At 35.0% G+C, this 14,943-nt stretch carries 11 protein-coding genes; 3 read left to right on the top strand and 8 right to left on the bottom strand.

Features of this window, described 5'->3' with window-relative positions; all coding sequences use genetic code 11:
• Positions 1-21: 21 nt before the first annotated feature.
• The 5 genes from CVU84_06945 to hypB all read right to left on the bottom strand — a co-directional run bounded on the left by CVU84_06945 (position 22) and on the right by hypB (position 6,248).
• Positions 22-1,038, bottom strand: coding sequence for a hypothetical protein (locus CVU84_06945; GenBank protein ID PKM95053.1), 1,017 nt, complete (start codon positions 1,036-1,038; stop codon positions 22-24).
• 411 nt (positions 1,039-1,449) lie between these two features.
• A complete protein-coding gene (locus CVU84_06940) occupies positions 1,450-2,376 on the bottom strand; it encodes a hypothetical protein (GenBank protein ID PKM95052.1) in 927 nt (308 codons plus the stop codon).
• A gap of 53 nt (positions 2,377-2,429) precedes the next feature.
• Positions 2,430-2,771 (bottom strand): hydrogenase nickel incorporation protein HypA, encoded by a 342-nt coding sequence (locus CVU84_06935; GenBank protein ID PKM95051.1) that lies wholly within the window; start codon positions 2,769-2,771, stop codon positions 2,430-2,432.
• Positions 2,772-2,802: 31 nt separating this feature from the next.
• On the bottom strand, positions 2,803-5,577 hold the full coding sequence (locus tag CVU84_06930; GenBank protein ID PKM95050.1) for a pyridine nucleotide-disulfide oxidoreductase: 2,775 nt from the start codon (positions 5,575-5,577) through the stop codon (positions 2,803-2,805).
• A gap of 5 nt (positions 5,578-5,582) precedes the next feature.
• Positions 5,583-6,248, bottom strand: a complete 666-nt coding sequence (gene hypB / locus CVU84_06925) for a hydrogenase accessory protein HypB (GenBank protein ID PKM95049.1) — start codon at positions 6,246-6,248, stop codon at positions 5,583-5,585.
• A gap of 327 nt (positions 6,249-6,575) precedes the next feature.
• Here hypB and CVU84_06920 point away from each other — a divergent pair, with 327 nt between their 5' ends.
• Together CVU84_06920 and CVU84_06915 are read left to right on the top strand one after the other, a co-directional pair.
• On the top strand, positions 6,576-7,577 hold the full coding sequence (locus tag CVU84_06920) for a hypothetical protein (protein ID PKM95048.1): 1,002 nt from the start codon (positions 6,576-6,578) through the stop codon (positions 7,575-7,577).
• Between the two features lie 10 nt (positions 7,578-7,587).
• On the top strand, positions 7,588-8,805 hold the full coding sequence (locus tag CVU84_06915; protein PKM95047.1) for a hypothetical protein: 1,218 nt from the start codon (positions 7,588-7,590) through the stop codon (positions 8,803-8,805).
• A 976-nt stretch (positions 8,806-9,781) separates the two neighbouring features.
• Here CVU84_06915 and CVU84_06910 read toward each other — a convergent pair.
• Together CVU84_06910 and CVU84_06905 are read right to left on the bottom strand one after the other, a co-directional pair.
• Complete coding sequence (locus CVU84_06910) at positions 9,782-12,019, bottom strand: daunorubicin resistance protein DrrC (GenBank protein PKM95046.1); 2,238 nt, start codon at positions 12,017-12,019, stop codon at positions 9,782-9,784.
• Positions 12,020-12,477: 458 nt separating this feature from the next.
• Positions 12,478-13,365 (bottom strand): fructose bisphosphate aldolase, encoded by an 888-nt coding sequence (locus CVU84_06905; protein ID PKM95045.1) that lies wholly within the window; start codon positions 13,363-13,365, stop codon positions 12,478-12,480.
• Positions 13,366-13,563: 198 nt separating this feature from the next.
• Between CVU84_06905 and CVU84_06900 the strand changes: the two genes are divergently transcribed.
• On the top strand, positions 13,564-14,130 hold the full coding sequence (locus tag CVU84_06900) for a hypothetical protein (protein ID PKM95044.1): 567 nt from the start codon (positions 13,564-13,566) through the stop codon (positions 14,128-14,130).
• Between the two features lie 126 nt (positions 14,131-14,256).
• Here CVU84_06900 and CVU84_06895 read toward each other — a convergent pair whose 3' ends face one another.
• Positions 14,257-14,910, bottom strand: coding sequence for a class I SAM-dependent methyltransferase (locus tag CVU84_06895; protein ID PKM95043.1), 654 nt, complete (start codon positions 14,908-14,910; stop codon positions 14,257-14,259).
• Positions 14,911-14,943 lie beyond the last annotated feature (33 nt).

Raw genomic sequence — 14,943 nt, 5'->3', positions numbered from 1 at the left:
CCCTTAAGTAGCAAATTTAAATCACTCAAAATCAATATTATATAGCTCTTTCAACATATCCGTTTTTGATTTTTCTAGGTCAACATCCTTAAACAAATCTGGATAAAGTGTTTTTACCATAAAGTTAACTGAATAAACATACTTCACTGTCCAAAGGTCACAATAGAAGGGATGGGGTAGTTCAACAACATTTTTGTCTTTTACTGCCTTTACATTGCTCCATTGAGAATCCTTAAAATAGTCTTCAGGATTCAAATCATTGATATTCCACATTAAAATAGCCTCTGGATTCCACTTTATAACATCTTCCATTTTAGCAACAATATGCTCTTCTTTTACCTCCGCAGCAGAATTCTCAGCTCCACTCATTTTCAAAATACTATCGCCCGTACTATTACTGCCTGCTATATCAAGCTTTGAAGGTCCCCACACAAACATTGCAGAAGGTTTTTTTGTTTGGTCTATATTCTTCAATTTGTCATCTACGTTTTGAAGTTCTTTTTTCGTGTAATCGATAATTTCAGCTGCTCTTTTTTCTTTTCCAGAAAGCTTACCTAATATATCCATTTTCGCATACACTTGATCAAAGTTATCAACTTGTATTCCTATTACTTTAATACCTTTATCTTCAAGTATTTTAATATCATCCTTTTGACCAGCCCACATTATTACTACATCAGGTCCCATACCTACAATATCTTCAATATTTTTATCAATTGCAGGTAGGGTTCTATTCTTTACTCTTTCATCAATTTGGGCTGTAAGATCGTAAACTTCTTTCGTATCATAAGTCCATTTATCAATTGCAATTACTTGGTCTTTTGCACCTAGCATGTACAAATCATTAAGGCCACTGTTTAAAAGACATACAATCCTTTTGGCTGGATAGTTTACTTCAACTTCTATTCCTCTTGAATCTATAACCTTAATCGTTTCACTTTTTGTATTCGGTGTATTCTCAACCTTTGCCTTTTGGCAACCTGCTGCTAACATAGTCAAAATACAAATTGTAATAATGAGTGTAATCGTTTTTTTCATTTTTTTCCCTCAATTTTTTAAAATTTTTGTTGTATTACAAGCCAGCACAGGGGGATATATAATGCGCATTTTCTTCAAAATCGGGCATTTCCCCCACTATTTTATTAGATATTATAACTCTAATTTATTTATTTTACCACAACATATGCCCCAGATAGGGATATATGTTGTGGTAAAAATATAAGTATTCGCTTTATTTATATTCATCAAAGTTCTGGTCCTTTTACTTCCATAATTAATATTTCTCCTATTAGCATCTTGATTATTTTCCAGCATCTCTTATTACCAAAGTGCCGAACACCAAGCTATACAAAATTATCTGTCAATTGGTGTGCGGCACTTCATTATTCAAGTCTAATGATTCATATTTCATTGTTTACTCTTCTACAGTTTAAGCGTTTGTAATCGTTCTTACAGATTATTTGCCGATAAATTTTTCTTATAGCTTTTTGTATGAGAATAAATTTCTTCTTTTAGTGGGTTCTTTTTGTCCCTCATGATTGTGTAGATCATATAAGCAAATACGCCTACATTAAATATGAATGAAATAATACTGATGGCCATCATCCCACTTTCGGTATATGTAGGAAGTATCTGAAAATATTCACTTTGCTGAAAATCAAAGGACAGCGAGAACAGGGCATACAAGGATAAAATTTGAGCTCTGTGCTGAAGCCACACACCTCTTTTGAATACATATTCTGCAATGAGTGCCGCTGTTAAGATACCGAATCCGGCATACATTGACCTTGTTGAAATACAATTGTAAACATAGGCAAAATTCCATAATGTATAACCGATGATGTACATCCAGGTCATATCCGGCCAAACCATATCTCTTGATTGATCTCTTGATACTTTGATGCCAACAAATCCTGTTAAAGTTACTATACATAAAATCCCTGCTACTGCATTTAAAATATTCCAGACTCCACCAAGGATCAGTATTCCTCCTGGATCGACTTCCAATACTTTATAGGTTGAAAATACTTCAAATTCTCTATAAACCGCTTCTGCAATGTTTAATGATAAAATGGTTACTGGGAATATGGCAGCAAATCTTCTTTCGCCCAGTTTGGTGAATCTGATCAACATAAAGCCGTAAACGCCTAGTAATGCTGATACAACCTTAACCCAACCAAACCATGTATTTCCAGTTGGTGAACCTAGCACATCTAAGAATACAAATACCCCCAATGCTACAGGAAGGGCACAATACCCCACTATGGATAATACTTTTGATCTTCTTGTAGCTTCATTCACTCCCACCAATACGGCTACAAATAAAACAAGTACAATAAGACTTCCAAATGTGAAACCTTGAAATAGTAATCCCATGATAAAAACTCCTTTTATAATATTTAAAATTTTTTAAGCACTTTGTTCATTTGTTAAAATGCTACAACTTCTTTAATATTAAATTCTTGACCTGAGATTAACTCATATTTATCCCCATGACATTCAGGACAAATCTTCCTATTCTCTACAATATTATAGACTTCATTGCAATTCTTACATTTTCCATTGGCCGGAAGTACAATGATCTCCAATTTCGTGTCTTCATAGGCGGTTTCACTAACCGCTGCAGGATAACACTCTTCAAGAAATCTGGGAATTGCTTGGGATAATTGTCCAACCTCCAGAACAATTTTATCTACTCTTGTCAGTTGATTTTCCCTAGCAAATCCATCCACGATCTTAATAACTTCATAAACAATACCTAGTTCATGCATGACACTTTACCTCAATTTCTACGGGTCAAATTTATCTTGTTTTTGTAAACGGATTGATTTTGTTTGCCATTATTTTGGCTTTTCTACTTGCTGCTTTCTTGATGACAGCCTTTGGCAAGTCATCAATTTCATAACCTTTTACATCATAAATCTTCTCAAGTTTAATCGCTTCAAATTTACACTTTAGTGTACATGCTCCACATCCTACGCATAAGTATTCCTCCGTTTTAGTGGCTCCACAACCTAGACATCTTGCCGTTTCCTTCTTAATCTGCTCTTCTGTTAAGGTTCCTCTTAAGTCTTTAAATGTTGTTCTTGATTCCTTACCATTAATATGCTTCGTTCTTTGTCTTACAGTACCATCATATCCTTGGTTTTCAGTCAGGTTATCTTTATCAAGAACCTTATAAGAATGTGTATCTCTACCAAATACCAATGACTGCCCTTTTTGCACAAATCTGTGAATGGAGACAGCCGCCTCTTTACCTGCTGCTATAGCATCAATGGCAAGTCTTGGCCCACTAGCAACATCTCCTCCTGCAAAAATATCGGCTTTTGAACTTTGAAGGCTCACATGATCAACTTCAATCGTATTCCTCTTGGTTAACTTTACACCTTCGCCTTCTAGCAGATTTCCATAATTGAATGTTTGTCCTACTGATAATAAAACGTAGTCACATTCAACGATCTTTTTATCATCTGCATCAAACTGTGGATTGAATCTGCCATCTGCATCGAATACGAAAAGACAACGTTTGAATTCAACTCCTGTGACTTTTCCGTTTTCTGTTATAATCCTTGTTGGTCCCCAAGAATTGTTGATCTTCACATCTTCTTCTAATGCCTCTTCTACTTCCTCAGCATGTGCAGGCATATTCTCTCTTGCTTCCAAACAGAAAATATCTGTTTGCACAACTCTATCAAGTCTTACAGCAGATCTAGCAACATCAATGGCAACGTTACCTCCACCGATGACAACTACTTTACCTTTCACGTTGGTTGGTTCAGATAAATTAATTGTTCGAAGGAAATCTACACCACTTAATACTTCACTGGCTTCTTCCCCTTCTAACCTTAGTTTTCTACCGGACCCGGCACCAATAGCGACATAGAATGCATGAAACCCTTTATCTCTAAGTTCTTGGATTGATACATCTTTTCCAACTTCAACACCGGTTTCAAACTGAATGCCCATCTCCCTTAGTACGGCGATTTCTGCTTCTATAACATCTTTTTCCAGTCTGTAGGATGGTATTCCAAATGTCAGCATGCCACCTAGCTTGTTTTCTTTTTCAAATACGGTTACATCGTACCCGTCAATGGCTAGATCATAAGCACATGTTAACCCTGAAGGACCTCCGCCGATCATGGCAATCTTCTTATCACTGTAATCATGCCTTATTCTCGGTATGTATCGAACATCTTTGTTTAAATCCTGCTCTGCAATAAACTTTTTGATATCATCAACTGCTACAGCTTCATCAATATCTCCACGTGTACAGTCTTCCTCACATAATCTTGGGCAAACGCGTCCACAAACTGCTGGAAAGGGATTATGCTTTTTAATCAATTCCAAAGCTTCCGTATATCTTCCTTGAGAAGCCAGCTTTACATAACCCTGTACCGGAATATGTGCAGGACAATTGGTAATACAAGGGGCCGTACCAGAGTCTAACGTGTTCTTTCTGTTCACTCTATAATCGCTGTTCCATTTATCCTGGGTCCACTCTGTATTTCTTGGTGTTGTTTTAATCATCTTTTCATCGATTGGTTCTTTTGAACATAGTTTTTGACCAAGTCTTAACGCATTTGTTGGACAAACATCCACACACTCACCACAAGCAACACATTTATCTTCATCAACCACCGATTTGTAATTTGATCTTACAATATCATTATTCACAAATTCATTTGCAAGTCTCATCGCATAGCAACCACATCCACAACAGTTACAAATAGCGTGGGTGTGTCCCGGCTCATCCAAGTTTGGAATTGAGTGCATCAAACCATTGTCTTCTGCTCTTTTAATAATCTCAAACGCTTCTTCTCTGGTGATTTCCCGTCCACGTCCTGTTTTGATGTAGTACTCAGCCGCATGTCCTAATTGAACACACATATCTTCTTTTAAGTGTCCACAGCCTTCTCCCATTTCCTCACGAGAGGTTCTACAGGAACAATCTGACACTGAAAATACCTCAGCTTCGTTTAAGTGTTTTGACAGTTCTTCATAAGAAGCTTTTCTTGAATTCCCATCGATGGACCTTTCAATAGGCAGTACACGCATAGGTCCTCCACCAACAGGCATTATACCTGCTGCCATAGGTCCTTTTTTGCTTCCAAAATAATAGAAGGCTTCCGCTACTTCTGGATGCTTAGCAACCAGTTCTTTGTTGTTGTTAATCAGTTCCAAGTGGCCCGGAACAAAAATATCTTGCCAATACATATCTACTCCATCTATTGTATTAACAAAGGCAACACCGGCCCAAGCGATATAATCCAATGTTTCTTTTACCTTTTCGTATGGCTCCCCTGATGCTTTTGCAACATCTTCTGCACTCAGTTTTTTACGGAATTCCAAATGTATTGCCATTTTCGCTTGATATTCATCAAGTATTGGTGCAAGCGCATAATATTCAGGGCCAAAGGGAATTGCCTCTCTACTCGTTCCTGCCTTTGTTCTTCCGATCTTGTTTGCGAGATCCACTATTTCTTGCCTATATTCTCTACCATCCACATCTCCCCAAGTTAAAGCAAAATTAAATCGTTCTGACTTGTTAAAGTTTGTTTTTGTTTGTTTTTTTGGCATTGATTCTATCCCCTTTTTCTTAGTTCTTTTCTAATCCAATTTGCCCATTCATCTACACCTTCACCGGTTTTAGCCGACATAGGAAAGATAATAATATCTTTATTTAGCTTTCTTACTCTTTCTTCAAGTAAATCCATTCTAAAATCAAAATGTTCGATCGTATCTATTTTACTGACAATCAATACATCCACTACTCCGAATATCTTAGGATATTTTAAAGGTTTATCATCACCTTCCGGAACACTTAATATGGCTACATTTTTCATTGCTCCTGTATCATATCCTGCTGGACATATTAGATTTCCAATATTTTCTAAAAAAACTACATCCAACTCTTCTACACCTAATTCATCAATACCTTGCTTTGTCATCGTAGCATCTAAATGGCACATCCCGCCTGTATGCAATTGAATGGCTTTTGCTCCTGCCGCTTGAACAGTTTTAGCATCCACATCCGAGTCGACATCCGCTTCCATAACACCGATTTTCATCTCATCCTTTAATGCTTTAATCGTACTTACAAGTGTCATTGTCTTTCCACTACCTGGTGATGACATAATATTAATGAGATAAGTACCTTGTTTCTTTAATTCATTTCTTGTCGCTTCAGCAACTTTAGCGTTATTTTCATGGATATTTTTCTTGATTGTGAAAACTTTTAATTCATTCATTTTAGACCTCCAATAACTGATTATAACTTGATTATAGCAAGAGAAATATGACTCAACAACCTCGAGTTTTCTGCAAATTTTTCAAGCAATTACTTTACCAAAGTGTTTACAAGTCAAAGATTATTGTAACCCCGAAATAATCAGGTTGTTATTGATTGTTTTTCGCGGGCAAATTGTAAACAGAAAACCAAAGTAATTTTTTTTATAAATAAGGTTTGAATAGGCTTTTTTATATGTATCGTTATTATTTAACTATTGAAAGACCCCCCTTAGAATGGTAAAATATAATAGTCAATATTTCCTATAAAAATAATCAATTCTCAAATAATGGTGGTGACTTATATGCACAAAAATCTTAAGTTTAACATCATATCAGAAGGACAAATAAACGGTGTAAGTGCGACTTGTTTAAAATATAACATTTCTAGGACTATTTATTATCGTTGGTTAAAAAGATATAAAACTCGGGGAATTGAAGGTCTGGATGATATTAGGAAAGATTTTTCACCAACAAATAAAACAAGCACTGAAATAGAAAATGCGTTGTTTCGTCTTATTAAGACATATCCTCATTATGGGCCTAAAGCGATTAAATACTTATTGGCGGAAATCGGATATAATATAAGTGAATCAGCAGTTTTTAATGTCATGAGAAGGCATAATCTAACCAATAAGGAAAGTAGACTTAGATTTTCAAAAAAGAAGGAGAATAATATCACTGCCATCCTTCCTCCTTTAAGTGAACTAAACAGCGGAGAATGCTGGATATTCTGGATAACAGATTATGGATATTTTGAAAACATAGGTAACATCTATGAATATACGATTTTTGATTTTAAGAGTAGAATAGCGTGTACAAGGTTGTATCATGATATATCTTTTACTATTTTTGAAAATCTGTTAACTGCTGTAGCTCTACCAGTAGCACAAACGCTAAACTTTAGCACGAAGTATTTATGCTTTTTTCAAGATTCAAAAATCACAAAACAAACCATAAATAACTTGAACTCAACGATTAGTAAAATAGTTCAAGATAATGGACTTGATGTAAAAATACATATTCTTAAATCAAATGATCCTTTCCCTAAGATTGATGAATTAAGAAAGCAATATACAGAAGGTTGTCTATCATTTCTAATGCCCCTAATTCATGAAGGTATTTCATTTAAGGACCTTAAAATACAGTTCCAAAAAAACATGAGAGCATACAATATAAGTCGTAAAATAACATATGATCATGAAATATGTTCTCCTGTTGAATATCATAACAAGTTAACGAATAATCAACTTATCTTGCCTTTATGGGCATATATTGATCGGCAATACTAAAGGAGATTATATGAAGGTAGCAATTATTGGAGCCGGTTTTAGCGGAATGCTTGCAGCATATTTATTAGAAAAAAACGGAATAGACGTTACTTTATATGAAAAACTGGAATATATCGGCGGTCATTGTAGAACGCTTGTAAGCAAAGACGTATACACTGAACTTGGAACTGTTTTCTCTTTCTCGAATCAAATTAAGGAGTTATTAATCGAACTACAAGTTGACTATACGGAACGTTTTACTTATAGAAACTTTGTTGATGAAAATTTTAATAATGTAGAACATATGTCAAGCGAAGATGTGAACCTACTAATGGATGAACTGGCTAAGCTTAAAGTGATTTTAGAAAGATACTCCGCATCACTTCATACTGTAAATTACGGATATATTCATGAGGATTTAATGATTCCATTAAGCACATTCCTCAAAAATCATAATCTGAATATTATCAGTCAGGTCATTGCACCTCACCTCTCCTCCTATGGGTTTGGAGATATATGTAATATCCAGACTTATTATGCCTTTAAGGTTTTTAGCGCAGATACCATATACTCTTTTATTCAAGGAGATAAGCTTTTGTTCATTAAAAAAGGTACCTCAGAACTCATTAAAAATCTTAGTCAAAATATTTCTGATATAAGGTATTCTATTGAAGTGAATAACGTAGAAGTGATAGGTAACAAAGTAAAAGTTGAAACTACCTTTGGTTCTGACCATTACGACAAAGTGCTTATTACTACAAAACTGCCAAGAGATGTCATTAAGGATGATTTATATAATCAATATATGAAGAAAATTGATACAAATCCATATTTCACATGTGTATATGAAGTAAGCAATAAAAACTTAGTAACAACTTATTATAAAACCAATCTAGGCAAAAAAGATAAAATCCAGTTTTTCCATACTTTTAAACAAAACAACAGAATCATACTTGTCGCCTATGCATACGGAACCGTCCAAAAGGATTTAATTAATGGAATAACAGATGATATTCAAAAATTAGGAATCCATGTAAAACATTTGATAACAACTAAACAATGGCATATATTTCCACATTTGAAGGAATATAATCTGACCCAAAATTTTTATCAGGACATTGGCGAAAGACAAAAGGTTAGTAATATTTATCTAATCGGTTCGTTAGTATCTGAGCCTTCTATAGCAAATTTATATCTCTCCGTCAAGAATTCTGTAAATGAAATAATAGCGGGATATAGTATTAAATGATATAACAAAAGTTTTATCCTCTACAGCTCCTGTGTTAGAATACCAATTACTATAATTCCACTAAGTATCGCTCCAATTAATGAAGCCAGCATAACATTTGTTTTCAACATCCATCGAGTCTTGCATGCTATATCTATTGTAGCACCTATTAATGTATCCTCTAAATATGTAGGAATTTAGAATGAGTGTTGCAACAAATCTTTTGTCTACTACAGATTTTAGTATAATATTCTTGTTCGGTCTAACGAACAAAAAAGAATGCATTCCCTAACTTGAAATTAAGAAATCATTCTCATAAAGGTACCGATCGTAGGTACCTTTTCTTTTCTCAAAACTGCTATATTAACTCCACGTCAAAAATATCCGTTATCTAAATTGTCACCTCACGACTGGGAGTGGCAGACAAAAGGTAGTAATAATGATGTTATGCCTTTAATTGAAATCCTTTTAACCACTCATCCAGTTCCATTTCGCGGTCTGCACTCACCGAGAATTCCTTACAGGCGGCAATCAGTCCATCTAAGATATAGAGTACTTTCCTTGCCTTGGCAGCAACACGCTGATCATGAGTAACTGTCATAATCGTCATTCCATCACGATTCAAATCTTCCAGGATTGCCAATACCTGATATGTAGATCCAGAATTAACTATTTAATCTTTTCTGCCTAGCTATCTCAGCTTGTATATCTAGACAATCTGAACATCTTAAATAACCCGTCTGATGTGGTTTTCCACAGTCTATACATAAACCAGATGAATTTTTTGTAGATCTTTTATTCGTTGTTTTTTTAGTTCTATTTATTCTATTTGCCAATTTTATTCACCTCACGTGTTTTTATGCTATCTAATTTGTCCGCGTTCTAAGATTACTATTTAAGTAACCTCCATTATCGTCCTTTTCTGCTATTGTTATAATTTAAATGCTTTCATCATTTCGTCGAGCACATTCGGCAGGTAGTCTAACTGTATTGATCTTTACAAGTATTTTGCAGTAATTGACTCCTTGCATTTTCTTAAGTTGTCCGGAGTTCCTTCAAAAAGAATTTCACCACCGCCACTGCCTCCCTCAACACCCACATCAATAATCCAATCAGCGTTACGAATGACATCGAGGTTGTGTTCTATGACAATCACCGTGTTACCCTTCTCTACAAGATGGTTTATGATTGTCAAAATGCTCGTAATATCCGACATATGGAGTCCCGTAGTAGGCTCATCCATTATATAGATATTACCCTTTTTACTTAATTCTTTAGCAAGCTTTAAGCGCTGACATTCTCCACCAGATAAGGTATCTAAGGGTTGTCCCAGTGTCATATAATGAAGACCGACATCTGCGATATGCTTCAGCTTATTAATTATTTCCTTTTGTGTAAAAAAGTCAACAGCTTCTGCTACTGTCATTGCAAGCACCTCTACAATCGACTTACCATTATAAAGGTACTCTAGCACCTCGCTCTTAAACCTTTTACCACCACATTCATCACAAATGGTTTCGACAGCATCCATAAAGGAAAGATCGGTTTCAATATAGCCTCTTCCTTTACATGCCTCACATGCACCTTCAGAATTATAGCTGAACAACCCTATACTTACCTTGTTTTCATTAGCAAACAATTTTCTAATTACATCCATGATGCCAGTAAAGGTTGCAGGATTAGATCGTAAGTTTGCACTGACTGCTGACTGGTCGATAATGATGGCATCTTTGTATTCCTTGGCAAATACCCCATTAACAAGCGAAGATTTACCGGATCCGGCTACGCCTGTAACAACAGTAAAGATGCCCTTAGGTATTTTTAAACTGACATTTTTCAAATTATGCAAGCTACTCTTCCTAGTTTCATAACAATCATTCCAAGTCCTTGGACTACTCTTGATTGGCAAGCTCCTACCTATATATTCTCCTGTTATTGTGTTTGATTTTAAAAGATCGCCATAAGAGCCCTCAAACACAATACTTCCACCCTTATTTCCCGCCTTCGGTCCAACGTCAACGATATAATCAGCAATCTTTATAACATCAGGGTCATGCTCAACTACAATGACTGTATTGCTTTTATCTCTTAACTTGATCAACAATTCATTAAGCCTATGAACATCTCTAGGATGTAAGCCGATGCTTGGTTCATCAAATATATACATAACATCCATCAAGCTACTTGTAAGGTGCTTAACCATTTTTACACGTTGCGACTCTCCACCAGATAACGTCGAAGTTTCTCTATCTAAGCTTACATAATCAAGCCCGATGTGAATTAAATCGTTCAATCTCTCAGAAAGGTTGTGAATAATTGGTTTTATATTTTTATCCTGAAGCTTTTGTACAAATTCAAGGAGGGAGTCCACTTGCATAGCAGTCAAATCTGCAATGTTATATCCCATAATTTTCGATGACAATACCGTTTCATTATATCTTTTTCCACAACAATCATGGCATTGTTCTTCCGTTGTAAAAGGGGCAATTTTCTCTTTGGATGCTTCTGACTTCTCAAACCCAGTTTTAATGTTTTGCCTGATAAATCGCTCAACTAGACCTAAATAGGTCGTATTCATGTCCTCAATTAAAGCGGATTTTATTTTTTCTTCTTTGCAAAATACGAGCTTGTCGTATTCCTCTTTCGTATAATCTTTAATTTTTTTATCACAATCAAAAAACCCTGTTGAAGCATACCCTTTCCACTGCCAACCTCCTACTTTAAAACCCGGGAGTAAAATTGCACCCTCGTTCAATGATTTTTCTTTATCCAAAGTCTTGTCCATATCCAATGTAACAATCCTGCCAATACCTTCGCAAGTTTTACACATGCCGTTTGGGTCATTAAACGAAAAATAATGGGAAGGACCTATATGGGGTTGTCCAATTCGTGAAAACAAAAGTCTGATTAATGGGTTAATATCCGTTATTGTGCCAAGTGTGGAGCGCGAGTTACCGCCGATCCTCTTTTGATCAACGATAATACCCAACGATAAATTTTCAATGGCATCCACATCTGGATGACTATATTTAGGCATAAATCCTTGTATAAATTTGCTGAAGGTCTCATTCAACTGTCGTCCCGCTTCTTGAGCTATGGTTTCAAAAACGATAGATGATTTCCCTGACCCCGATACACCGGTAAAAATAGTTATCTTCTTTTTAGGTATCTTCAAACTGATATTCTTTAAGTTATTGGCACGCGCACCTATTATTTTAATATACTCATGTTCCATATATTTATCTCCTTTTTCACTCTTCCACATAGTCTATCATATAAAATTAATTTTATAAATATTTATCCTTCAAATTATCATATGTCTACAACACAGGTCATCAAAACATTTTTGTGGCTGAATAAGACTTAGCTATAAGGTATAATGTTGTATCGAAATTGAGAGGGGTTGTAACTGGCATTAAGACCTATCGATATCTCACGTCAGCTAGGTATCAACACAAATTCGCTACGATATAGGTGCCTTTCCTTTTTCTCAAAATATCTATTCTGTCTCCTCAATCTATAAAAAATTGCCGTTATCTAAATTGTCTCCTCAACCCTATCATTTTTCACCTCTTCGATATGTTTCTCAACCGCAAAAAAAGGATCTCCAAACATTTCATCCATCAACCACTAACTGGTTAAATAGACTCAACACTCGAAAACCCTTGATTTTTTCACTAAAGTAACGGGTTTTTATGTTATTGATGCCTCACAAATTGACTGTATAGATTCATCTAACATGTTGTTAAACTCTGCTTCACTTTGGTTAACATTTAGCCCTTCCGTAAGTGCTCTTGAGAAACTTGCAATCAGTTTATGATTCCTGGCTAGTTTTTCATTTGCCTCTTTTCTGGAATATCCTCCCGATAAAGCAACAACTCTTACTACATTAGGATGCTTTATGATCTCTTCATAGAAATTATCAACATTTGGAATGGTAAGTTTAAGCATTATTTGACAGTTAGTGTCCAATGTTTTCAAGTGCTCTAGTAGCTCTTGTTTGAGAATCACTTCTGCAGCTTGCTTATTTGGTATATTAATATCTACCTCAGGTTCTATAATAGGAACAAATCCTGCCGCTGCGATTGCTTTACCAATTTCAAACTGTTGGTCAACAATTGCTTTTATTCCTAGTTCATTTACCTCTTTTATTACTGAACGCATTTTAGTACCAAAGATATGACGTTTTTTTGCACGGACTAGCAATTCATCAAGATTAGGAATAGGTTTCATCAATTGAACACCATTATCTAAATCCATTAACCCCCTATCCACTTTTAGAACTGATAAAATTCCTTTCGTTTCCCAAAGATAATCTGCCGTGTATTTCCCATCCACTTTTAAATCCATTGTATTTTCAAATAGGATAGCAGCAAGAATTCTTTCTTTGGTAAAAGACGGGCTTTTCATAATCCTTGATCTCATTTCGTGAACCAATTGAAACATCTCAGCTTCATCCGCATAAGCTTCTTTTGGAATTCCATAAATTGCCAGCGCTTTGGGTGTGCTGCCTCCGCTTTGATCAAGTGCTGCAATAAAACCATTATCATTTTTCATTCGTTCTAACTGCATCATGTTCATAAAAAATCCTCCTAATTATTTGTTGTCCTAATTGTATTATACACCTTATTTACGCCTTACACTGACCATTTTTTAAAAAAGAACAAATAAAATGCACTTTAAAACATCTTCATATTTTAATTCCAATAAATTCTAATTCGCTTCCATTGCTACTCAATTTTATATTAGTACAACCTCAGGCTCTTCCTCCCAAGGTAAATTACCATCATCTTCATCTATCACAAGGTATTCTATAAAGATAATTTGACAGTCCTTGTTAATTGTGCCGGGTTTGCTTTAAGAAATCAATTTGTCAAACAGGACCCTCTAAAACAATTATCTATGATTCAAGTACATATTGTAGCGAGTACTCGCTTAACTCGTGCAGCAATTCCCAAAATGATTATAAATAACAGAGGGATTATTATTAATGTTTCCTCATTACTGTCTTTAATGACGTTGAATAGTAATGTTGTACATTACGCTACAAAAGCATATTTAAATAGGTTTTCACAAAATCTTCAGATGGAATTGAAAGGTAAAAACATCAAAGTTCAAGCACTAAATCCCGGATATACTATTACAAATTTTCATTCTACAGAAGAATTCAAAGGAGTAAAGAATAACTATCCCAAAATATTCACTATGACAACTGGTGAACTAGTAGATGAGTCAATTACCGCTTTAAAAAGTAAAAAGGTCATTGTTGTTCCTGGCCTTGCTAATCAACTTTTAGTAAAATTCAGGTTTATGTTTGCAGGTATTATAATGAAATCGATGATATAAGTAACTTTTGTGTTTATGGGCGGTAGCATTATTGTTTTCTTTTCACTTTAATCTCCCTTTTGAGTAACTACAGCGTCAACAACGAATCTACTCTTTACAGGCGCATTTATTGCTGCCAGCGGCTTATTAAGATAAATTTCTAAAAGTTGTATATCGATTATCATCTGAATAAATGACTTTTAATCCAACTTTCTCTGCTATGATTTTCATTGTTTTAGGTGTATAAAATGAGATGTGGCTCATGTCTCTTATATAGTGCCATTCTAAAAATTCAGCTTCCTTTTTAGAATGGAATAAAGTCATGATCGACAATATGCCTTCTTCTTCAAGCAACACCTTAAATAATCTAAAATACCCCAGCGGATTTTTTAAATGCTCCACAACCTCAGTAGAAGTAATGATGCCATATTTTTTATTCTCATAAATTTTATTTGGGGAATAATATAAATCATAAATATCCATAGAAATATTATAATCTCTTTCAAAAATCATAGCTAGCACAGGCGATGGTCCACTTCCAAAGTCAAGTCCGCTTATGTTTCGATCACAATACTTTAAGACTGCATTTTCTATAAACTTCATAAAATAAGCCACATAACGTGGGTCTTCAATTGAATTATTATGGGTATTGTACCCTTCCAATTCTTCTACTGCCGTTATAATAGACTTCTCATCTTTTGAAACAAATTCGCAGAGATCGCAATAATAATACTTTAAGTCAAAGCGTACATGTATCATCTCTCTTGTATTTGCGCCACATATCTTACATATGTTATTCATACTAATTCTCCTGTCCTACCATTGGCAATAAGC

The organism is Firmicutes bacterium HGW-Firmicutes-1, from assembly GCA_002841625.1.
In the GTDB taxonomy this organism is placed as follows: Bacteria; Bacillota; Clostridia; order Lachnospirales; family Vallitaleaceae; genus HGW-1.
The sequence above is the reverse complement of the archived record's forward strand: the minus strand, read 5'-3'. Positions and strand labels throughout refer to the sequence as shown.